Source organism: Mucilaginibacter angelicae (assembly GCF_042434235.1).
In the GTDB taxonomy this organism is placed as follows: domain Bacteria; phylum Bacteroidota; class Bacteroidia; order Sphingobacteriales; family Sphingobacteriaceae; genus Mucilaginibacter; species Mucilaginibacter angelicae.
In genome coordinates this window covers 798,396-818,466 of sequence record NZ_JBHLTS010000022.1, presented here as the reverse complement: position 1 = coordinate 818,466, position 20,071 = coordinate 798,396, and the positions used below count along the sequence as shown (strand labels likewise).

Here is a 20,071-nt window from a genome sequence, read left to right as displayed (position 1 = left end):
TAGTGTTTATAGTATAGTATGTTAACGTAATCTTTAGCAGGGAAGATGCAATTTCTCCCTGCTAAAGATTGTATTTTAATTATGGTAATTTCGAGGCTTATTTACCTCCTTCAACCAACGTGTAAATCTCCTGCATATAAATGGCTTCATCCATGGAGGCATGAAAATCATCCCATTCATCAACAGTAAAAGTAAGCTGGATATCATTAACCGGTGTACGCATTACAACGCGCTCCTGTCCGTCGGGAAAGGGGAAGGAATGGTCGCCGAAATCAAGATCAATTGCGAAGTTTTTAAACTGGATAAATTGATCGGGTGTAAAGCTAAGGATCAGGTTATGGTGCCATATAAATATGCATTGGCATTCGGAACAGCGGCTTACTACCGATGTTCCCTTTTGGCTGAGTATTTTAGCGTCGCACATAAATTCCGGTAATTAAGTTGAATTGGTGCCTGCTCTGCCGGTTAAGCGTTTGATGTAAACGACTAAACTACAGAACAGGACTTTATATTTTAAGCATTGGTAACCAAATAATTGTTAATAAGCTTGCGGGCTTCTGTTTTACTTTTTTGAGCATCCCATTTTTCTTTTGCCGATTGATCGGCAAGTTCAAACAGGCGTTCGTAAAGTAATTTACCATCTACTTTTCCTTTTAATTTGATGATGGTATTCTGAGCATAAACCTCATCCCATACCTGGCGTACTGCTGTCCAGTATGGCTGTTGTTTTTGCCACCAGCCTTTTGCATAGGCAAATTTAGCTTCGTCGGCCTTAGTGAATTCTTCATAGCCCTTTTCGCGGGCCAAAAGTTTATCGCCACCGGCCGAGCGGATTATTTTTTGATTGTCCTGCTCAAACATCCATCCGTTTGGAGTTAAACAGATGCGGTTGCCGCGACGCAATACATTATAATCGCTGCGCTTGGTAAACTCACGGCGGGGCAGGGGCGAATCGCACTCGCTTTGCCAAAAATGTTTGCCATCGGCATGGATCCAGGTGCCTATGCTTTCGTAACGGGGACTGTCATCAACCTGGAAAACTTTTTGTACCCAGCGCCCTTTGGCTTCTGCAGTTTTTAATGTGCCTTTTTTCCAGGTGCTGCTTTGATCAAAGTTAAGCAGTGTCGGCTCTTCATACACCCAGTCTTCTCGCCAGTGTTTTATTACCGCGCTGTCGCCAACAACCAGCAAATGTTGTATAACTATTTTTTTGGGCGAATCTTCTTCAACGGCAGCCAACTCATACCCCCATGAATGGTATTGCGGATGGTTGCGGTATGCCGTATCGGGCGAAAAGGTTTCGGCATAGTCAAAAGTTACTTTATAAAAACCGCCGAGTGCGCGGATGGCAGCGCGGTCCTGATCTAATTTTGATTGTGCCTTAACACTTATCTGAACAGTACTTAACAGCATTAACAGGCAAAGGATTTTTTTCATTAGTGGGATAATTTAGTTGCTGTGATATATTAACAGGAACAAAGGAATGTCTTATTTAGAATAAATCCAAATAAAAATAAAAAAACCTTGTTGACAATCCAATCAAATTAATTACACGAATGGGCGATCAGAGGTTTTAAGCACTCATGTGTATATACCGAAGAAACGGATGACTGGTAAACGAAGATGCGCTTACGGGTACAGTTTTACCAGGGAGCTTCAGCCATCTCAACCCTTAATGTTTTATTCATTTTATTCATCTTGGTGGTTTGGCCTGCCAATAACTATATTTAAACATAAAATTATTCTGTAAGCAGTAAGCCGGCCTTTACAGGTAAAGCATATAAATTATAAATATTATTCAGCGTATTATTGGTGTACCCCCTTAACGATAATAAGTTTTGCTGAGTTGAAACGCCAATTATGACGAGTTTTTCTAAATATTATTCTGAGAACTTAAAAAATTCTGTTCTTACAACTGCGGGGTTATCAAACATAGCTCCTGCCGATTGTAAGATGCTCGAAGCTTATATTCTTGAAAAAACCAAACAGCGGGTTAGCGAAACAACGTTAAAACGGATTTATGGTTTTGCATACAGCAAGTTCAATCCTTCCATGTTTACCCTCAATACCTTATCGCGTTACTGTGACTATGAGGGCTGGGATGATTTTTGCAGAAAGCAGGAGGCCGAATCTGTAAAACAAAGCAGTACAACTGTAGACTGGGACCTTTTAAAAGTAAATGCCGGTAAAATAACCTCCTTTACCCTGCAGGCAATCAAAAACAAAACAGGGATCCCTTATCCGCAAACCATCAGAAGGCAGTTTATTGATGATCACTTCGCCGCCTTTTTGCAGGGGAGTTATACAGCAACCGTAATTGCCGCACCCGCCGGATATGGTAAAACGGTGGCCCTGTGCCATTGGGTTGATGAAAAGATACAGCAAAGCGGCAATGATATTGTATTGTTTTTTAGCAGCAGTGCTTTAATGAATGTGTTTTTAAGCGGCCGGGATTTGAATGATTGGATGCTGGGCCTGCTTGGTTATTCAATGGAAGAGGATATTGTTGCCCTCCTTGATGTGAGGCAACGTAAGGAAGGGCGGTTTTTTCTGATTGTTGATGGGGTTGATGAACATATGTTTAAGAACGACCAGTTTCAGCTGGTTATAAACCAACTGGTTGATATCTTTTCGTTTTATCAATCGCATGAATGGTTTAAGCTGGTTTTAACTATGCGGTCATCAACATGGATGAATTATAATCATATGATTGAAATGGGGCAAAGCCCGTGGTTTGAAGGGTTTTTCACTACACACAACCAGCCTTCAAATGTACCGCTGTTTAGTATCCAGGAAATCAAAGAGCTTTGTCTTAAAATTAATCCTGCCATAAAAAGTTTCATAGCGGTAAATGTGGTCGAAAATTTTAATCATCCGCTTTATTTTCAGTTTTACTATAAACAGCACAAGAAAAATTTTTCACTCAATGATGTTGATCATGTAAGCGTTTATGAGCTTATTTCAAATTTTGTTTTAAACAAGGTTTATATGGGCCAGTACTCGGCGGATAAAATATACCTGATCCAGGCCATAGTTGAGCAGATGGATTTTGAGAATGGTGTATTTGAGGCAAGTAAACTTGAACTTATTAATGTTATCAAACATTATAATCACGCCTACCTTGAATTGTTGAGTATCGGTTTTATCCGTGAGCATAATAGCAGCAGCGATTTTGAATACAAAACATCGATTGAATTTAGTAATGATCATTTTTTTGAGTTTTCGATAACCAAATATCTCCTGCATAAAAATGATAACCTTTTTAATGCCGACCTGATAAATATTATTAACAGATATTTTACCGGCGAACGTAAACTATCCATATTAAAATGGAGCATTATTTATGCCATTAAAAGCGGGCAGCAGGAAAGTTTCCAGCTTTTATCGCAAACCCGCCTTAACACCAACGAAAAATCAGACCTGATCATTTTTTTGGGTGATTTACTTGAAAAAGAATTTAGCACGTTAAAAGATTCCGAAACGCTGATACAGTATTTTAAACAGGATTGCAGCGACGAACTGTTTGATTATTTGTTTGGCCTGGAGTTTATTAATAACGATTATGCCAAAACCCTGCATACCCTGCTTAAGTTTGAGCTTTCGGATAAAAAGAAGATCCTGGTTTATACCGGCCTTGCTGCAATAAGTGTAATAGGGCTTGAAATGAATAAGCTTGAAGAATATCTTAAAATAATGAGCGGTTTTGGGGCTGTGAGTTATTACGAGTTTTCGGTTAGTCCTTTAAAATGCATCAATACCATATATCAATACCTTAAGTATGGTATCATTAATAAAGAGTTTTTTCATGAACTTACACGGTTTTACTTCCGGCCCCCATTGCACCTGGAAGGCTCTGCTTCAAATGACCTGGTATTTTTATTAGCAGCACATACTTTAAGAATCTGCAACCGGCCTTTAAAAACGCTGCGTTTTATTGCAGTGCTTGAAAAGTATTATCGCCCGGTTACTAATACTATTTGTGTATACAGCTTTTTTTTAAAACGAATAAAAACAGAAGAGCACCTTGCTCTTGGTCAGATTAAAAAGGCTATGTCGCTATATTTTGAGTTGGATGAGGCTTACAGGCAGGCCGAAGAGGCCTTTACCCCGCTCATGATCACATCATTCAATTGCATTAAGATTATAGTTAGTTTCAATAACAGGCAACTTTCATTAGCCGATGATACACTTGAAGAGTGGGCAAACCTTATTATTAATGAAATGGATTATAAGCTATCGCGGGTGTATATGTTTGCTTTTTTATTAAGAAATCAGCATGCCATTAAACATCCGCCCGAGCGGGTTTATAAGCATATTAACTATATGTTCCTGAAAACAATGAGCGAAAGCGGTTTACGTGCCGATATATTTTTAAAACAAAACAGCTTTATAAGCTAACAGCTGCCTGCTGGTTATTATCATACTTGGCTATTAAGAAATTATAAAGCACATGCCCGCTTTTTGAATTGTTTAAGTGCTCCTCCAAAAAGCGGATCATCGGCTCGTTGTTTTTTTCAATTGCAGTTAATTGCAACACCTGCTTTGAATTTTTTTCAACGCCGGCAACATATTCCAGGTATGAAAGGATACACATATCACGCTGTACTTCATCATCGTTATGCTGGTGGATGGTTGTAAATTCATCTTCAAGCAGGGAAATCAGGCTACTGCAATTTTCAAACGAATAGCGTTTTTGAAGCTGTACGTACACACCATCCATACGGGCAATTTGCTTTTCGGTTTCATCGATGGTTTCTTTTATCGGCGCACTAAGATCTTTAAAGCTGTCGGTATCTGCAATTTCTAAAAGCCGTTCGGCCAGGTGTGCTTTGGCGCAATAGATCCTGTTCAGGTGTTCAGTAAAAAAGATGATCAACTTATCTGACGCCCATTGTGTTGGGTAAGGGGATACCATACGGGGTGTTTTCTTTTTCATTAATTATATCAGTCATAGTTAAATAATGCCGCTGCTGCGATAGGGACTTTGTTTAAAAGGCTGTATGACCGATAAAAACAGAGGAATGAGATATTGATAGAAAATAACCGACCGGCTAACCGGCTTTTAGAGTAATTTGAGCAAATGCTAATTGTGCTAAAGTTATTTTTTGCTGCCTGCTAAGCAACAAGTTTATGCAATATTCATTCTTTAATGAGATCATGAAATAAACAAATTGCTTGCCTCATTTAATCATCAGGACATTATTAAATAAATCTACAAGACGCAAGTCAAAACGCGTACCGATTTTGTTACATGTATGTAAAAATTGCAATTGTAATATATAAGTTACTTTTTTTTGCGCTTTTTACGAGTGGTGGAAAACTATTTTCGTAATAGTGTAAAATTATAACTCAACATCAGGGCCGGATTATTTGTCTATACACGATACTGTACGTGGTATGTTCATAATAAACAAATATATTGTATTGAACCGCCTCCATTTTACATTAGTCATTCTCCAGAATTTATCCAGAATTAATTATTCAAGTTTAAGAATTTTAACGCATAATTATTTTATAGCTAAAATTTTGCGTAGCATTGCTATTGTTTAGACTGATTATTGATTGAAAAAGACTTTCGCCATAGTGATGTTAGTTACCCATTTGCTCAATTTACTTGGGTACATGGCGCTCAATCAATATTTTGTTAATAAATCAAACAAGATAATAGCGCGGCAAATTGCCAAAGGTAAATACAATACCCGCGATCTTATTGAAATCAAGATTAAACAAAACCTGCCTTTTATACACGACTGGAATAACTATGTGAATATTTCAGGGCAGTTACAGTTAGATGGTGTTTCATACAATTATGTAAAACTCAGGGTTACCCGTGATACACTTTATGTACAATGTATCCCTAACTATGAAACAACAAAATTGCTGAACGAGAATGTGATCTGCGCTAAAAAGCTGGATAGCACACCCATCAGCAAGCGTACACATGAATCATCAGAAAAAAAACTGGGCAGCGACGCAAAATATAACTGTCCCGAAATTTCATACGCTTTTATAAAGCCGGCAGAGCCTGTTCAGGCCCCCGGTACATTTGTTTATATCAGCATTCCTGACGCTTTTGTAGCCGTTAGCGGTCAGCCCCCGGAAATGGCGCCTGCCCGAATTTATACCTGATAATTAATCTGTTCCGTTCAATTTTAATGGAATGCATCATGTGCCCTGCAGTGCGCTGTGTGCATGCATATGCATTGGTTATTGTTGTGCCCGAACAGTATATCCCCTAATCTCTTTTTATTTGAATAAATGAATACTCTTTATAAAATTTCATTAACTGTGCTGTTTTTGAGCTGCGCAGGCCTGGCCCGTGCACAACACAAAAGCGTTAAAGATACCCTGCAATTGGATAGCGTTATCATTAAGGAAAGCAGGCCCAAACATTTGCCCAACGTATCGGGTACCAATATTTTTGCCGGGAAACGAACTTTTGATATTTTCCTTGATGCGGGAAAAGCAAACTTAGCCAATAACAATGCCCGTATGGCTTTTGCCAAAGTGCCGGGCGTTAACGTATGGGAAATGGACGGTGCCGGTTTGCAGCTCAATATTGGCACCCGTGGTACTGATACACACCGCTCTATCGAAACCAACATCAGGCAAAATGGCTACAACACCAACTCGGATATGTTTGGCTATCCCGAAAATCACTACAATGTGCCGTTTCAGGCGGTAAGTGAAATTCAGATAGTACGTGGTTCGGCAGCATTGCAATTTGGCAGCCAATTTGGCGGCATGGTTAACTTTAAGCTTAAAGAAGGCGACAGCACCAAAGTGTTTGGTTTTGAAAGTGAACAATCGGCCGGTTCAAACAGGTTTTTTAATTCGTACAACGCTATTGGCGGTAAAGCAGGCAAGGTTAGCTATTACGCATTTTACAGTGCGCGAACCGGCGATGGCTGGCGGCCCGATGCTGCTTTTAATTCACGCGCTTACTATGCCAATGTTAAATACCAGTTTAATGATAAAGGGAGCATAGCTTTCCAGTTTTCACGATCTGATTACAGGCAGCAGATAGCAGGCGGTTTAACCGATGCGCAGTTCACAGCTAATAACCGTCAATCAACCCGTGCACGTAACTTTTTTAACCCGGAAATTAACATCCCTGCATTGCTGTTCAATTACCAGTTTGATAAAAATACCAGGTTGGAAGTTACCTCGCATGTTCTGTTTGGCCAGCGCAACAGTGTGCAGTTTATTAACACAGCCAATATACCTGATACCGTTAATACCAGCCTTAAAACGTTTAACCCGCGCCAGGTCGACCGTGATTATTATGCCGCTTTCACCACCGAAGCACGTTTGCTGCACACGTACAAGCTTGGTAACCTTAACAGTTCGTTCACAGCAGGTGTCAGGTATTTTGAAGAAACTACCAAACGCAAACAAAAAGGCACAGGTACTGTGGTCTCTGACTTTGACCTGAGCCTGGTTAAAGATTATGGTATCGACCTAAGGCTGCACACCTTAAACTATGCTGCCTTTGCCGAAAACATGTTCCAGGTAACACAGGCATTTACAGTTACCCCGGGTGTACGTTTTGAGCAGATCAACACCACTACTTCTGGCGTTATTGTAAACCGTACTGTGCCGGTAAGCTATAATGATAAGCGCAATTTTCCGCTGTTTGGTACCGGTTTGCAATATCAGCTGGCTAACGGAAGCCAGTTTTATGGTAATATTTCGCAGGCTTACCGCCCTTATATTTATGCAGCTGTTACTCCTGCAGATCAGCTGACCATCATCGATCCTAATATTAAGGACAGCAAGGGCTACGATGCCGACCTTGGCTACCGCGGGCATATCAGCACGGTATTTAGCTTTGATGTTGATGCCTTTTATGTTTACTATGGTAACAGGGCAGGTACCTTAACACAAACTGATGCCAATAATGTAACCCACCTTTATATGACTAATATTGGCAATGGTGTGGCTAAAGGTATTGAAGCATTTACCGAAGTTTCGCTGATCCGCTCGTTTGATAAGTCGGCTGGGAGCGATCTCCGTTTATTCAACTCACTATCGTACACTTACGGTCGTTATACCAGTGGTTCTCTAAATCAGAATGGTAAAAATGTAAGCCTGAAGGATAATCATCTTGAAGGTACACCTGATTGGATTGACCGTGCCGGTTTAACATTTTTAAGCGGCCATGTAAGCAGCACCCTGCAGTACAGTTACGTAGGCAAAAGCTTCAGCGATGCCAATAACACTACCTTCAATGCTACAGGTGCTACCGGTATAGTACCATCTTATCATTTGTTTGACTGGGCGTTCAATTATAGCTTCCTGAAAAACTATCACCTGACAGCCAACATGAACAACATTTTTAACGCTAAGTATTTTACCCGCCGTATTAACATGTATCCGGGCCCGGGCATTTTACCGGCAGACGGACGTACATTTAATATTGGTTTTGGTGTGAAGATTTAAAACAGCCCAGGAAAACTGCATAGTTGACTCACCCGGTCAACGCTTCGCTGGACCGCCCTCTCTCCGGCTACGCCGCAAAGAGGGCAAAACAAAAAGCCCCTCTTTACGCTTGCGTAGAGAGGCGTGACAAGCGTAGCGATGTCAGGGTGAGTCGATACAGCAGTTTAATTCTTGAATTATGTCTTTTCATGGCTATTAACCTCCAAAGGAGAGGACTTTGAAAATGCTTTAAGCCCCTCTCCTTTGGAGAGGGGTTGGGGTGAGGCAAAACAAAACGGCCCTCCATTAATTTGAAGGGCTGTTTTATTTATACTGATAAGGGTTGCTTACTTGATGTGCTTTTTTACGATCTCTGAAAGTGCTGTCAGGTCAAATGGCTTGGCAAGGTAGCCATCGGCATTACCGGCTTTGGCTATTTCTTTGATATTGCTCACGGCCGAAATGATGATCACCGGGATATGACTGGTAGCCGGATCGTCTTTTATTCCTTTACTTAGTTGTTGCCCATTGGCATCACTGGTCCAGTCGGTAAGCCAGTTGTCAAGTAAAATCAGGTCGGGGTTAATAGTTGTAAGGGTTCGCAGGATGCGGGCATTGTCTGATTGTATTACTTCGTAACCTTCTTCCTCCAGTACATACACCACGGTATCGCGGATATCTTTATCGTCCTCTATAACTAAAACCTTTTTGGCCATGAGTTTAATTGCTATATACTTTATTAAAATGCCTGCCTGTTAGAGCCGCTTTGTTTAAGTGTATAACAACCAGATACCCTGTATTTGTTTTACCTATAGTATTAAATAAAAAATATATTATTTAATGAAATGTTAACCGGCAACGGTGTTATAGCAGGCCCTGCAGCGGGGCTCATAACTTTCCTTTTCGCCCAGTAATATTTTTGAGTTATCGTGCACTAAGCGGTACGAGTATTGGGCCGGGTTGCCGCACCTTACGCATACAGCCTGTAGCTTGGTTACCGACTCGGCAATGGCCATAATGGCAGGCATGGAACCGAAAGGGCGGCCTTTAAAATCCATATCCAGGCCGGCTACAATTACACGTACGCCGCGGTTGGCCAGCAGGGTACATACTTCGGGAAGTTCATCGTCAAAAAATTGGGCTTCATCAACGCCTATTACATGGGCATCACTGGCCAGCAATAAGATAGCCGAGGCACTATCAACCGGGGTAGAGGTTATTTTATTAGCATTGTGCGAAATAATAGCCTCTTCGCCGTAACGGGTATCAGCCTTGGGGCTAAAAATTTCAACCTTAAGTTTGGCTATGCGGGCGCGGTTTAATCTCCTGATCAGCTCTTCGGTTTTGCCCGAAAACATTGATCCGCAGATAACCTCAATACTGCCGCCTAACTCACTTTTACGCCTGAAAACCTCTTCGTGATATACCATTTATGACTTTTATAGTCGGCAAATATCAGAATTTAATCCTATTTTTGATAAGCATTTTTCTAACATTGAGGCCATGAAGCAAATGGATGTATTTAAAAAGATAGGTGGGATTTTAAAAGAGCTTAATGATCAATACGACTACCTTGCAGCTGATCCCAGCGAACTTAACGAACTTGAATTAGAGCTTTTTGTAGCCAACGCCCATTTTTTAAAAGACCATGCCGAAATTTTGCGCCGGATTAACGAACGCGCGCCAAGCCCTGTACAGCCTGCAGAAAAGCCCCAACCGTCGGCTGAGCAGCCTAAGCCGGTAGTCCCGGTGGCGCCACCTGTTCCGGCTCCTGTAACACCACCGCCTGCAAAGCAGGAAGCCCTTTATGAACAGCGCTTTTTTGAGCCGGTAGTGCAGCAGCATATCCCTGTTCCGGTTGATAAGATTGAACTTAGCGATGCCGAACCTGTAGCCCCTGTACCGTTTAACAACCCTGTAAAAATTGAGGTGATTAACCCGGAACCCGAAATAAAACAAACACCCGAACCTCAAATAAATATTGCTGCCGAAAAGGAAATTGATAGCTATTCATTTCAGCAGGAAATTCCGGAAGGAAACAGCTTTGAACTTAATTTAGGCGAGGCCGATACCTGGGATGATGAAGCCGACCAGTTTGAGCAGGAAGAACTGATTAGCCAGCTCCCTGAAAAGCCTGTTGAAATAGCGCCTATAGCCGAGCAGCCAAAACATGCACCGGTAATTGAGACGGTAAAGCCCGCCGCTGAGCCTGTTACAGCAACTGCCCCTGCCGATGCAAACAGCCAGCAGGTATTAACATTTAATCAACGGATGATGGCCCAAAAGGCTGAGAAGGCTAACGTTGCCGCAAGCACTACTGCCGAACTGCCTGTTACCGATCTGAAATCGGCCATAAACCTGAATGATAAGCTGCTTTATATAAAAGACCTGTTTAATGGTTACAGCCTGGCCTACAGTGAAGCTATTGAGATAGTAAACCGCTTTAATACCTTTGAAGAGGCCGAACGTTTCCTGAAAACAAACTATGTGGTTAAAAACAACTGGGAAAGTAAAGCATCAACAGCCGATAAGTTTTATGCCCTGCTGAGAAGGAGATATCCCGTAGCGTAGCGTTTTTGCTCATAGTTGATGGTTCATCCACAGTTCATAGCTGATGGTTCATAGTTCATAGTGGAACCAGTTTCCGACTTCAGACTTAAAAAAAAATCAGACATTCGATTTCCTGTTTGAATCGAGCTTGATGAGCGTGAACAGGAGCATAGTAAAGCTTAATAACGATGATCCTCCGTAGCTGATGAACGGCAAAGGGATCCCGATAACCGGCACCACACCGATAGTCATACCGATATTGATCACCACGTGAAAAAACAGTACTGAAGCTACGCCATAACCGTAAACGCGGGTAAAAGGCGATCGCTGCCGTTCGGCTATTAAAATGACGCGCAGTATCAGGAACATGAAAAGGCTTATCACGGTTAATGAGCCGGCAAAGCCCCATTCTTCACCAACGGTACAAAAAATAAAGTCGGTACTTTGTTCGGGCACAAAAGAGTATTGGGTTTGGGTACCATGTAAATAACCTTTACCCCAAAGTTTACCGGAGCCTATAGCAATTTTGGATTGGTTTACGTTATAGCCTTTCCCCTTTAAATCGGTAGTGATACCCAGCAATATATTAATACGCTCTGTTTGATGTTTCTTTAAAACGTGCGTATAGATAAACTTTACGCTGAACATAAACGCAATGGAAATGGCCAGGCCGATAACCATAGTTTTAATGAGCTGCCTGTTACGTTTAAATAAAAAGATGATAAGGGCTGTTAACACAACCAGGATCAGGATAATATACAGCGGGTTGTATAATAACGATGTAACAAAGAGGGTGATAAACAAGCCCGCAATGATCAGGAAATAAGGCGAAAGACCCTCGCGGTATAAAACAAATATCAATGAGCAAAACACCAGTGTTGAGCCGGTATCGGGCTGCAGCATGATCAGCAGCATCGGGAACCCGATAATGGCCGCTGCCATTAAAAATGATTTAGGGTCGGTAACACGGATATTGGTGCCGCTTAAATATCGGGCAAGTAATAAACAGGTTGCAAACTTGGCAAACTCCGAGGGCTGCAGCCTGAAACCACCACCCATGTTTATCCAGGCCTGGTTACCGCCTACATTCCGGCCTATTACCAGCACCAGTATCAGCAGCAAAACTATCACTACGTAAAATGCGGGGGCCAGGGCGGCAATAAACCGGCTTTCGAGCAGGAGAATAACAATGCCAACAACTACGGATGCGCAAATAAAAATAAACTGCTTGCCATAATTGGTTGAAGCGTCAATAAAGCTGGAGTGATTAGGGTCAAAAACAGCCGCATGAATATTAAACCAGCCTATGGTGCAAAGTATTAGATACAGAAAAACGGTAAGCCAATCTACATTAAAAAAGAAACTACGCTGTTGAGTGCTCATGACTTGCTCCTCCCGCCTGTTAATGATTTAACCCAGTTTGCCGGCTTATTGTTATTGGCCGTTTCACGCCGTTCCTTTTTTATCGAATCGGCTTTGAATTTTTTAATTGAATCGGCTTTGAACTTTTTAATCGAATCAACCTTTGCTGCCCTGATGCTGTCGCGCATCCGTTCTTTTTGTAAGTCGTGGGCATAAACACTAAGATCGGGCAGGCGGTTTGCATTTGCAAAATAGTCAACCGTAATTCCTGATTCGCGTGGAGTTACTTTACCTCTTAAATATTTTTCAACTATAAAGCTGGCAATAGGGGCCGCCCAATGCGCACCCTCGCCCGAGTTTTCAACTACAACAGCTATTGCTATTTTAGGATTATCGCGCGGGGCAAAGGCAACAAATACCGAGTTATCCTCGCCATGTGGATTTTGTGCAGTACCAGTTTTACCGCACATGATAATACCTGGGATTTTTGACCGGATACCTGTACCACTTTCAACCACTGCCTGCATCCCGTTAATAACAGGTTCAAAATAGCCGGAATCAATACCCACATAATTTTTTAGGGTATATTCCTTTTTAATTACGTTTTCGGTACCTATGGCTTTAATCAGATGGGGTTTATAAAAGAAACCGCGGTTTGCAATAGTGCACTCCAGGTTAGCCATTTGTAATGGCGTTGCCAAAAGTTCGCCCTGGCCTATAGCCAAGGGAACAATGGTGCTTGAACGCCAGCCACCTTTATGGTAAACGTTATCATAATGTAAAGGCGTTGGTACGTTGCCGCGGCTTTCGGCCGGCATATCCAGGTCAAGCCGGGCGCCAAGGCCAAATTTCATTACATTATTTCGCCATGCCAGAAAATTGGCTTCTGTGTTTTTTACCCCGTACCGGTCAACGATACGCTGAAAAACCATCGAGAAGTAGCCATTACATGATTCGGCCACAGCCCGGGCCATATTCACCGTTCCGTGCGCTTCGCCATGGTTACAGTGTACAATTCGGTTGCCCGCCCGGTAATTTCCGGTACAATAAAAAGTTTCGTTGGGGTTGATGATGCCTTCCTGCAGGGCAATGAGGGCGCTTAATGGTTTAAACGATGATCCCGGCGGATATTGCGCCTGTATAGGCCTGATGAAGAACGGCTTATACGGATTATTGTACATTTTAGCGAGGTTGTTACCACGCTGACGGCCCACCATCAGGTTAGGATCGTAGGTAGGGCTGCTTACATAGCACAAGATCTCGCCCGATGATGGTTCTATAGCCACAATACTGCCCAGTTTGTTTTGCATCAGCTTTTCGCCAAGCCTTTGCAGATCAACATCTAATGATGATGTCAGGCGCTCGCCCGACCGGGGTACGGTATCAAGCGCGCCGTTGGCAAACGAGCCTTTTGGCACACCATGCGAATCAACCATTTGTACCTGTACGCCCCGTTGGCCACGCAGTACATTTTCATACGCTTTTTCAACGCCGGTTACGCCGATATAATCACCCAAACGATAGTAGTTATTGGAGCGTTTAATATCACGGTCGGTAACCTCTCCTATAAAACCTAAAAACTGTGCAGCAACAGAATCGGGATAGGTGCGTATAGTGCGGCGAACGATATCAAAACCTGGAAATTCAAATAGCTTTTCCTGCAATGAAGCATACAACTCAACCGAAACTTGTTTTTCAAATACCGATGCTGTATTGGGCGACTGTTTTTTAGCCTTGGCAAAGCGCTTGTCAAAACCTTCCTTATCAATACCTATCATTTTGCAAAGCAGCAGGGTATCAAAAGGTTTTACCTCCTTGGGGTTAACGGTAACATCATAAATGGGTTCGTTTTGTACAAGGATTTTGCCGTTGCGGTCAAGTATTGGTCCGCGGGCGGGGTAAAGTATGGTGGTACGCCTTACATTGCTGTTAGCGTAAATCTCGTATTTAGTGTCAACTATCTGGATATAATAAAGCCTTCCCAGCAGGGCTAAAATAATAGCAATAAAGATACCGGTAACAACGTAGCGGCGTTCAAAAAACTTATTCATTTACGTTCTTTCCTTCTGAAAAATAGCAGGCCCGAAATTAGTATTAAAAATACTGTAAACAATGAACTTAAAACAACACGGCTTAGTGTGTATTGTATTTCAGAAAAACTAAAAACCTCTAAATTAAGCAGGAAAAAATGGTGGAACAAAGTAAGGATCAAAACGTAAGTGAAAAACCACCTGAAGCCCATAATACTCAAAGTAGGTTCGGGCTCGTTATCAAAGCCATCCTTTTGTACGGTAATGCTGATAAACAGCACACGCACCAGTGCCAGTACAACGCAGGCCGAAGCATGAAGCCCCGGTGTATCATAAAAGGCATCAATAGTGAGGCCTATCAGGAACGACAGTAGAAACAGCAGCGGATTAGGTACTTCAAAGGGAAGCAACAGGATAAAAAGTATATAGAAATACGGGGTGGCGAGATTATAAAACGTAATGTTTTTTAGCAGGAAAACCTGCATGAAAACCAAAACCATAAACCTGACAAGGTTAACAAGGATAGTCCTACTCATTTTTGTTTTGTACGGCCTCCAGTCCCGTTTGTTCACCGGCAAATTTGTTGTTCACCACGTAAACGTATTGAAGCTTTGTAAAATCGACAGCCAGGGCTACCTCAACGTTGATCAATAAACCACCGCCCTTGGCATGCAGGTTAGTTATTTTGCCAAACGGTATGCCTGTAGGGAAAAGCGAATAGCCGGAGGTAACTACCGTTTCGCCAATTTTAGGTTGTGCGTTATTCTGGATATCTATCAGTACACCTTTGTGCGGGTCGAGGTCATTGCCCCATACAAATGAGCCTATATCCTTTGTGCTTGCAAGCATGGCGCTAAACCGGGTATTTTTATGCAAAACAGATTGGATAATAGCCAAATGATCGGTTACGGCAATAACCTGGCCCACTACGCCTGCCCCGGTTATTACACCCATATCTTTTTGGATCCCGTCCCTGCTGCCCCGGTCAATGGTAATGTAGTTGCTGCGTTTATTAAATGAGTTATTGATAACTTTGGCCACAATATAGCTATACTGCTGTTTGTAAACAGTGTCATTAACCTTGCGCTTTTCAACGCTGTCGACATAAAAAGAGGCTTTAAGCTGACCGCGGAGCTTTGCATTTTCGCGGGCAAGGCTATCATTGGTTTCCTTTAATGACAGATATCCTTTTAATGCATCAACCTGGCTGTAAAGCGTACCGGTTACCTGGCTGGTTGAATTAATAAAAGACGCTTTTTGAAACGAGTTGTATTTGATATAAATAAGTAGCGAGCTAATCTCAAAAATCAGAAATAAAAAAAACGCGTTATACTTAGTTATAAATATCCAAAGGTTACGCATTGTTGGAGATTAGTTAATTGGAGATCAGAGATTAGTTATTTTGCAAAATTAAATTAGAGATTAGAAATTAAAGATAAGTATTACAATAAAACTAATCTCCAATCACTAACCTCTAATCACTAACCTCAGTTACTGCATTAAAAATTTAAAATTGCCAATGTTTTTAAGGGCGGTGCCGGTTCCGCGTACTACGGCGCGAAGAGGGTCTTCGGCAACGTGAACGGGAAGTTTGGTTTTGGCGGCTACACGCTTATCCAGGCCGCGTAATAATGCACCGCCACCGGTTAAATAGATGCCGGTTTGGTAAATATCGGCCGAAAGTTCGGGTGGGGTAATCTCCAATGCTTTCAATATCGCTTCCTCAATCTTTGAGATTGATTTATCCAAACAATGTGCAATTTCGGTGTACGATACCATGATTTGCTTTGGCACACCGGTCATGAGGTCACGGCCCTGAACGGCAAAATCGCCCGGAGGATCGCTCAGTTCAGGAAGGGCGGCGCCAACCTCAATTTTAATTTTCTCGGCAGTACGGTCGCCAATCATAATGTTATGCTGACGGCGGATGTATTGAACAATATCCGAATCAAAGTTATCACCCGCTACGCGGATTGACTGGTCGCACACGATACCCGATAAAGCGATAACGGCAATCTCGGTAGTACCACCACCGATATCAATGATCATGTTGCCCATAGGCTCTTCTACGTCGATACCGATACCTACGGCAGCAGCCATTGGCTCATGAATAAGGTAAACCTCTTTAGCGCCGGCAATTTCTGCCGAGTCGCGCACAGCGCGTTTCTCCACCTCGGTAATGCCCGATGGGATACAGATCACCATACGCAGCGATGGAAAGAACCACCCCTTGCCCTGGTTAATCATTTTGATCATCCCGCGGATCATGTGCTCGGCAGCGTTAAAGTCGGCAATTACCCCGTCTTTAAGCGGGCGTACGGTACGGATATTATCGTGCGTTTTGCCTTCCATTTGCATGGCCTGACGCCCAATGGCAATCACTTTATTGGTTGTCCTGTCGAACGCCACGATCGAGGGTTCGTCAACAACAACTTTATCGTTATGTATAATGAGGGTATTTGCGGTACCTAAATCGATAGCAATTTCTTGTGTAAAAAAGTTAAATAAACCCATCTGGTATTTCTTTCAGTATGTTATGCAAAGTTTATAAAAATACGCTTAATTAAATTAGCATTTTGCAGTTTAAAGCGTTAAAAAATCACATTTATTGTGTTGGGTGCTGGTTGATTAGGTTTATTAGGTTAGATTAAGTTGATTAGTTTTTTTTGATTGATTAAACCGACTAACTTCTCACTCCCTAATCCAACCACTCTCCTAATCAACTTAATCAACCAATTAAACCAACTCAAAATTAATGTTTAAAATGACGTACACCGGTTGTAACCATAGCCAAACCTTTTTCATTGCACATAGCAACCGAAAGCTTGTCGTTAATTGAACCGCCCGGTTGTAAAATGGCAGTAATGCCTGCTTCGGCAGCCAGTTCGGCACAATCAGGGAACGGGAAAAACGCATCAGATGCCATCACCGCGCCTTTTAAATCAAAACCAAAGCTTTGCGCTTTAATAACGGCTTGTTTTAACGAATCAACCCTTGAAGTTTGGCCAACACCGCTTGCCATTAACTGGTTGTTTTTAGCAAAAACAATGGTGTTTGATTTGGTATGTTTTACTACTTTATTGGCAAAGAAAAGATCTTTTAACTCGGCCTCGGTAGGTGCTTTTTCGGTAACTGTGGTCATTTGGGCCGGGCCTTCAATCACAGCGTCTTTATCCTGCTCAATCACGCCGTTCAATAAAGTTTTGAACTGCTTAACAGGCAGCTCAACCGGCTGGCGCACCAACAGGATGCGGTTCTTTTTACCTGAAAGGATCTGTATGGCCTCATCTGTAAATGCTGGGGCGATCAATACTTCGTAAAATATTTTGTCGATCTCGGCAGCAGTTTCAGCGTCGATCTCGGCATTAGCGATAATTACCCCGCCAAAGGCCGAAACAGGGTCGCAGGCTAAAGCATCTATCCAGGCTTCTTTAATGAATGAGCGGGATGCAATGCCGCAGGCATTGGTATGTTTTAATATAGCAATGGTAGGCTCGGTAAATTCGTCTATCAGGGCCACGGCTGCGTCAACGTCAACAAGGTTATTGTATGAAAGCTCTTTACCGTTCAGTTTGTTGAACATGGCATCAAGGTTACCATAAAAAGTGCCTTTTTGATGCGGGTTTTCACCGTAACGTAAAACCTGGCTGGTTTGGATGCTTTGTTTAAATACCGGAAGCGGTTCAGCCTCGTTAAAATAGTTGAAAATATGTGTATCGTAGTTCGACGATATGTTGAATGCTTTTTGAGCAAATGAACGGCGCTGATCAATCGTGGTAGCACCATCCTGTGTTTTCAGGATATTTTCAAGGCCTGCATAGTCATCTTTTGAAGCTACGATCACTACATCTTTAAAGTTTTTTGCAGCTGCGCGGATCAAAGAAATGCCACCGATGTCGATTTTTTCAATCACGTCTTCGGCACCTGCGCCCGATTGTACAGTTTCTTCAAAAGGGTATAAGTCGACAATTACCAGGTCAATTTCAGGAATTTCGTATTGCTTTAATTGTTGTTTGTCGCCATCAAAACTACGGCGGGCCAAAATGCCACCGAAAACCTTAGGGTGCAGGGTTTTAACACGACCGCCAAGGATGGAAGGATATGAAGTAAGGTCTTCGACCGGAATTACATTTACACCTAAATTACGGATGAAAGTTTCGGTACCACCGGTTGAATATATATTTACACCAAGGCGGTTTAACTCATGAATAATGGGCTCTAAATTATCTTTGTAATAAACAGAAATTAAAGCATTTTTTATTTGAACTGACTGGCTCATGTACACGCTGTTTTTTGAGCCGCAAAGGTAGTGATATTTAGTTAATTGGTGATTAGATAATTAGAGATTAGTTATTAGCGTCGATTACATTATTTATCCACAATAAAGTTTAATTTAGGAATATGGAAGAATTGGATATTTCAGGGCTGAAATCAACACAAAAAGAATTGAGTGTTGATGATATGATAAGAGGTATTGGAAGAAAAGCAACTGACAATGAATTGATAGAATACGTTAATAAAGGCATTTACGATGAAGCAATCGATCTTGAAGTCGCGTTTGCCAAGTATTCGATCCAAAATAGTTAAAAGGAAAATCCGGGTGTTTTTATTTCATGCTGATTAACCCAATCAACCCAAATTGACAGTATTTCTTTTAAATCAATTGTTGGGATTGAATAGTCTGCGTCTGCCTCGTTAATAGAAGAAAAGGTGCTAACTGAGGGGCCTATGGTAAGAAAGCTTAAAAATCCACCAGCATCTTCATCAAAGGGCGTTCCAGAGATGGCTTTGTTTATTTCAGATAAAATATCTTCAGCTATAAATTCAACGCTTTGGCCCATTAAGTAGCCGCTTAGGTGGTGACTTATAGCAGTGGGATTGCTGAATTTTTCTGGCGTTTTATCTTTTTCTGCCTTGTCAAATGATAAGCAATATTGATTTAGAATTGACATGATTAAGGATTAGTCGTATCGCTTGTTATTTATTGCTCTAACCTCCAACCTCTAATCTCTCAACAATCAGCTCTTCATTTTCTTTAGCAGCGCCTCTACAACTTTAGGAAAATGATTATGCTCCAACTGCTGGCCTTTAAATTTCACTATTTCAAGCGTATCCCCAGGTTCTATCTTAAATTTCGACTGGTGGATGATCTCGCCCTCGTCAAAGTTTTCGTTTACAAAGTGGATGGTGATACCGCTTTCTTCTTCTTTATCTTCCAGTACCGCACGGTGTACGTTATCGCCATACATGCCTTTGCCTCCGTATTTAGGTAACAGGGCAGGGTGCAGGTTAATGATCTTATTGGGGAAGGCTTTTAGTAATGATTGTGGTACAAGCCATAAAAAACCGGCCAGTACAATCAGGTCGACCTGTAAGTTTTTTAGCAGGCGGATAACTCCATCTGTTTCATAAAACTCGTGGCGGTTAAAAATATGCGATGGCACTTCAAAGTTATCTGCACGCTGTAAAACGTAAGCTTGCGGGTTATTGGTAAGTATCAGTACAACTTCGGCATCGGCATTGCGTTTAAAATGCTCCATTAACTTTTGGGCGTTTGAGCCTGAACCTGAAGCGAAAATGGCAATTCTTTTTTTCATCGATAATATGTTTTTCAACGAAGATGAAGCTACAATAGTTTCATCGGGCTGATTGTTTAATTGGTATTGAAACTATTATAATAAAACCATTTTACAATTTTAAAATATTTT

18 protein-coding genes are annotated in these 20,071 nt (G+C 41.8%); 5 read left to right on the top strand and 13 right to left on the bottom strand.

Features of this window, described 5'->3' with window-relative positions:
• Window positions 1-97: 97 nt before the first annotated feature.
• Both ACFFGT_RS15515 and ACFFGT_RS15510 read right to left on the bottom strand, forming a co-directional pair.
• Window positions 98-424, bottom strand: a complete 327-nt coding sequence (locus ACFFGT_RS15515; RefSeq protein ID WP_377023446.1) for a DUF6686 family protein — start codon at window positions 422-424, stop codon at window positions 98-100.
• An 89-nt stretch (window positions 425-513) separates the two neighbouring features.
• Window positions 514-1,437 (bottom strand): DUF6607 family protein, encoded by a 924-nt coding sequence (locus ACFFGT_RS15510; protein WP_377023445.1) that lies wholly within the window; start codon window positions 1,435-1,437, stop codon window positions 514-516.
• Between the two features lie 516 nt (window positions 1,438-1,953).
• Here ACFFGT_RS15510 and ACFFGT_RS15505 point away from each other — a divergent pair.
• Window positions 1,954-4,398, top strand: a complete 2,445-nt coding sequence (locus tag ACFFGT_RS15505; RefSeq protein WP_377023444.1) for an NACHT domain-containing protein — start codon at window positions 1,954-1,956, stop codon at window positions 4,396-4,398.
• Here ACFFGT_RS15505 and ACFFGT_RS15500 read toward each other — a convergent pair.
• Window positions 4,388-4,936: a DUF892 family protein gene (locus ACFFGT_RS15500; protein WP_377023443.1), complete on the bottom strand. Its 549-nt coding sequence runs from the start codon at window positions 4,934-4,936 to the stop codon at window positions 4,388-4,390. The genes ACFFGT_RS15505 and ACFFGT_RS15500 overlap by 11 nt on opposite strands.
• 626 nt (window positions 4,937-5,562) lie before the next feature.
• Between ACFFGT_RS15500 and ACFFGT_RS15495 the strand changes: the two genes are divergently transcribed.
• Both ACFFGT_RS15495 and ACFFGT_RS15490 read left to right on the top strand, forming a co-directional pair.
• Window positions 5,563-6,129 (top strand): hypothetical protein, encoded by a 567-nt coding sequence (locus ACFFGT_RS15495; RefSeq protein ID WP_377023442.1) that lies wholly within the window; start codon window positions 5,563-5,565, stop codon window positions 6,127-6,129.
• A 129-nt stretch (window positions 6,130-6,258) separates the two neighbouring features.
• A complete protein-coding gene (locus ACFFGT_RS15490) occupies window positions 6,259-8,442 on the top strand; it encodes a TonB-dependent receptor family protein (protein WP_377023441.1) in 2,184 nt (727 codons plus the stop codon).
• A 326-nt stretch (window positions 8,443-8,768) separates the two neighbouring features.
• On the opposite strand, the gene ACFFGT_RS15485 is transcribed toward ACFFGT_RS15490, so the two are convergent.
• Window positions 8,769-9,137: a response regulator gene (locus ACFFGT_RS15485; protein ID WP_377023440.1), complete on the bottom strand. Its 369-nt coding sequence runs from the start codon at window positions 9,135-9,137 to the stop codon at window positions 8,769-8,771.
• A gap of 132 nt (window positions 9,138-9,269) precedes the next feature.
• Window positions 9,270-9,851 carry a thymidine kinase gene (locus tag ACFFGT_RS15480; RefSeq protein ID WP_377023439.1) on the bottom strand — a complete coding sequence of 194 codons (582 nt, stop codon included), beginning with the start codon at window positions 9,849-9,851 and terminating at the stop codon, window positions 9,270-9,272.
• A 73-nt stretch (window positions 9,852-9,924) separates the two neighbouring features.
• Here ACFFGT_RS15480 and ACFFGT_RS15475 point away from each other — a divergent pair, with 73 nt between their 5' ends.
• Window positions 9,925-10,992, top strand: coding sequence for a DUF8457 domain-containing protein (locus ACFFGT_RS15475; protein ID WP_377023438.1), 1,068 nt, complete (start codon window positions 9,925-9,927; stop codon window positions 10,990-10,992).
• 96 nt (window positions 10,993-11,088) lie between these two features.
• Here the strand turns inward: ACFFGT_RS15475 and rodA are convergent, their stop codons facing one another.
• From rodA to purH, 6 genes are all read right to left on the bottom strand, one after another.
• Window positions 11,089-12,354, bottom strand: coding sequence for a rod shape-determining protein RodA (rodA, locus tag ACFFGT_RS15470; protein WP_377023437.1), 1,266 nt, complete (start codon window positions 12,352-12,354; stop codon window positions 11,089-11,091).
• Window positions 12,351-14,384, bottom strand: a complete 2,034-nt coding sequence (mrdA, locus tag ACFFGT_RS15465; protein WP_377023436.1) for a penicillin-binding protein 2 — start codon at window positions 14,382-14,384, stop codon at window positions 12,351-12,353. The genes rodA and mrdA overlap by 4 nt, the downstream gene beginning before the upstream one ends.
• Window positions 14,381-14,899: a rod shape-determining protein MreD gene (locus ACFFGT_RS15460; RefSeq protein ID WP_377023435.1), complete on the bottom strand. Its 519-nt coding sequence runs from the start codon at window positions 14,897-14,899 to the stop codon at window positions 14,381-14,383. The genes mrdA and ACFFGT_RS15460 overlap by 4 nt, the downstream gene beginning before the upstream one ends.
• Entirely contained in the window at window positions 14,892-15,725 is an 834-nt protein-coding gene (gene mreC, locus ACFFGT_RS15455) for a rod shape-determining protein MreC (RefSeq protein ID WP_377023434.1), read from the bottom strand. The genes ACFFGT_RS15460 and mreC overlap by 8 nt, the downstream gene beginning before the upstream one ends.
• A 129-nt stretch (window positions 15,726-15,854) precedes the next feature.
• Window positions 15,855-16,877: a rod shape-determining protein gene (locus ACFFGT_RS15450; protein ID WP_377023433.1), complete on the bottom strand. Its 1,023-nt coding sequence runs from the start codon at window positions 16,875-16,877 to the stop codon at window positions 15,855-15,857.
• A 238-nt stretch (window positions 16,878-17,115) separates the two neighbouring features.
• Window positions 17,116-18,642 carry a bifunctional phosphoribosylaminoimidazolecarboxamide formyltransferase/IMP cyclohydrolase gene (gene purH, locus ACFFGT_RS15445; RefSeq protein ID WP_377023432.1) on the bottom strand — a complete coding sequence of 509 codons (1,527 nt, stop codon included), beginning with the start codon at window positions 18,640-18,642 and terminating at the stop codon, window positions 17,116-17,118.
• A 122-nt stretch (window positions 18,643-18,764) separates the two neighbouring features.
• Between purH and ACFFGT_RS15440 the strand changes: the two genes are divergently transcribed.
• The gene (locus tag ACFFGT_RS15440; RefSeq protein WP_377023431.1) at window positions 18,765-18,950 is read left to right on the top strand and encodes a hypothetical protein; all 186 of its coding nucleotides are present in this window, start codon (window positions 18,765-18,767) and stop codon (window positions 18,948-18,950) included.
• Here ACFFGT_RS15440 and ACFFGT_RS15435 read toward each other — a convergent pair.
• On the bottom strand, window positions 18,947-19,315 hold the full coding sequence (locus ACFFGT_RS15435) for a hypothetical protein (RefSeq protein WP_377023430.1): 369 nt from the start codon (window positions 19,313-19,315) through the stop codon (window positions 18,947-18,949). The genes ACFFGT_RS15440 and ACFFGT_RS15435 overlap by 4 nt on opposite strands.
• Window positions 19,316-19,381: 66 nt before the next feature.
• The gene (purN, locus tag ACFFGT_RS15430; protein ID WP_377023429.1) at window positions 19,382-19,960 is read right to left on the bottom strand and encodes a phosphoribosylglycinamide formyltransferase; all 579 of its coding nucleotides are present in this window, start codon (window positions 19,958-19,960) and stop codon (window positions 19,382-19,384) included.
• Between the last annotated feature and the right edge of the window lie 111 nt (window positions 19,961-20,071).

Bases quoted from the DNA above. Each gene is read 5' to 3' on its own strand.
- ACFFGT_RS15515 (WP_377023446.1), bottom strand. From the start codon at position 424: ATGTGCGACGCTAAAATACTCAGCCAAAAGGGAACATCGGTAGTAAGC.
- ACFFGT_RS15510 (WP_377023445.1), bottom strand. From the start codon at position 1,437: ATGAAAAAAATCCTTTGCCTGTTAATGCTGTTAAGTACTGTTCAGATA.
- ACFFGT_RS15505 (WP_377023444.1), top strand. From the start codon at position 1,954: ATGCTCGAAGCTTATATTCTTGAAAAAACCAAACAGCGGGTTAGCGAA.
- ACFFGT_RS15500 (WP_377023443.1), bottom strand. From the start codon at position 4,936: ATGAAAAAGAAAACACCCCGTATGGTATCCCCTTACCCAACACAATGG.
- ACFFGT_RS15490 (WP_377023441.1), top strand. From the start codon at position 6,259: ATGAATACTCTTTATAAAATTTCATTAACTGTGCTGTTTTTGAGCTGC.
- ACFFGT_RS15485 (WP_377023440.1), bottom strand. From the start codon at position 9,137: ATGGCCAAAAAGGTTTTAGTTATAGAGGACGATAAAGATATCCGCGAT.
- ACFFGT_RS15480 (WP_377023439.1), bottom strand. From the start codon at position 9,851: ATGGTATATCACGAAGAGGTTTTCAGGCGTAAAAGTGAGTTAGGCGGC.
- ACFFGT_RS15475 (WP_377023438.1), top strand. From the start codon at position 9,925: ATGAAGCAAATGGATGTATTTAAAAAGATAGGTGGGATTTTAAAAGAG.
- rodA (WP_377023437.1), bottom strand. From the start codon at position 12,354: ATGAGCACTCAACAGCGTAGTTTCTTTTTTAATGTAGATTGGCTTACC.
- mrdA (WP_377023436.1), bottom strand. From the start codon at position 14,384: ATGAATAAGTTTTTTGAACGCCGCTACGTTGTTACCGGTATCTTTATT.
- ACFFGT_RS15460 (WP_377023435.1), bottom strand. From the start codon at position 14,899: ATGAGTAGGACTATCCTTGTTAACCTTGTCAGGTTTATGGTTTTGGTT.
- mreC (WP_377023434.1), bottom strand. From the start codon at position 15,725: ATGCGTAACCTTTGGATATTTATAACTAAGTATAACGCGTTTTTTTTA.
- ACFFGT_RS15450 (WP_377023433.1), bottom strand. From the start codon at position 16,877: ATGGGTTTATTTAACTTTTTTACACAAGAAATTGCTATCGATTTAGGT.
- purH (WP_377023432.1), bottom strand. From the start codon at position 18,642: ATGAGCCAGTCAGTTCAAATAAAAAATGCTTTAATTTCTGTTTATTAC.
- ACFFGT_RS15440 (WP_377023431.1), top strand. From the start codon at position 18,765: ATGGAAGAATTGGATATTTCAGGGCTGAAATCAACACAAAAAGAATTG.
- ACFFGT_RS15435 (WP_377023430.1), bottom strand. From the start codon at position 19,315: ATGTCAATTCTAAATCAATATTGCTTATCATTTGACAAGGCAGAAAAA.
- purN (WP_377023429.1), bottom strand. From the start codon at position 19,960: ATGAAAAAAAGAATTGCCATTTTCGCTTCAGGTTCAGGCTCAAACGCC.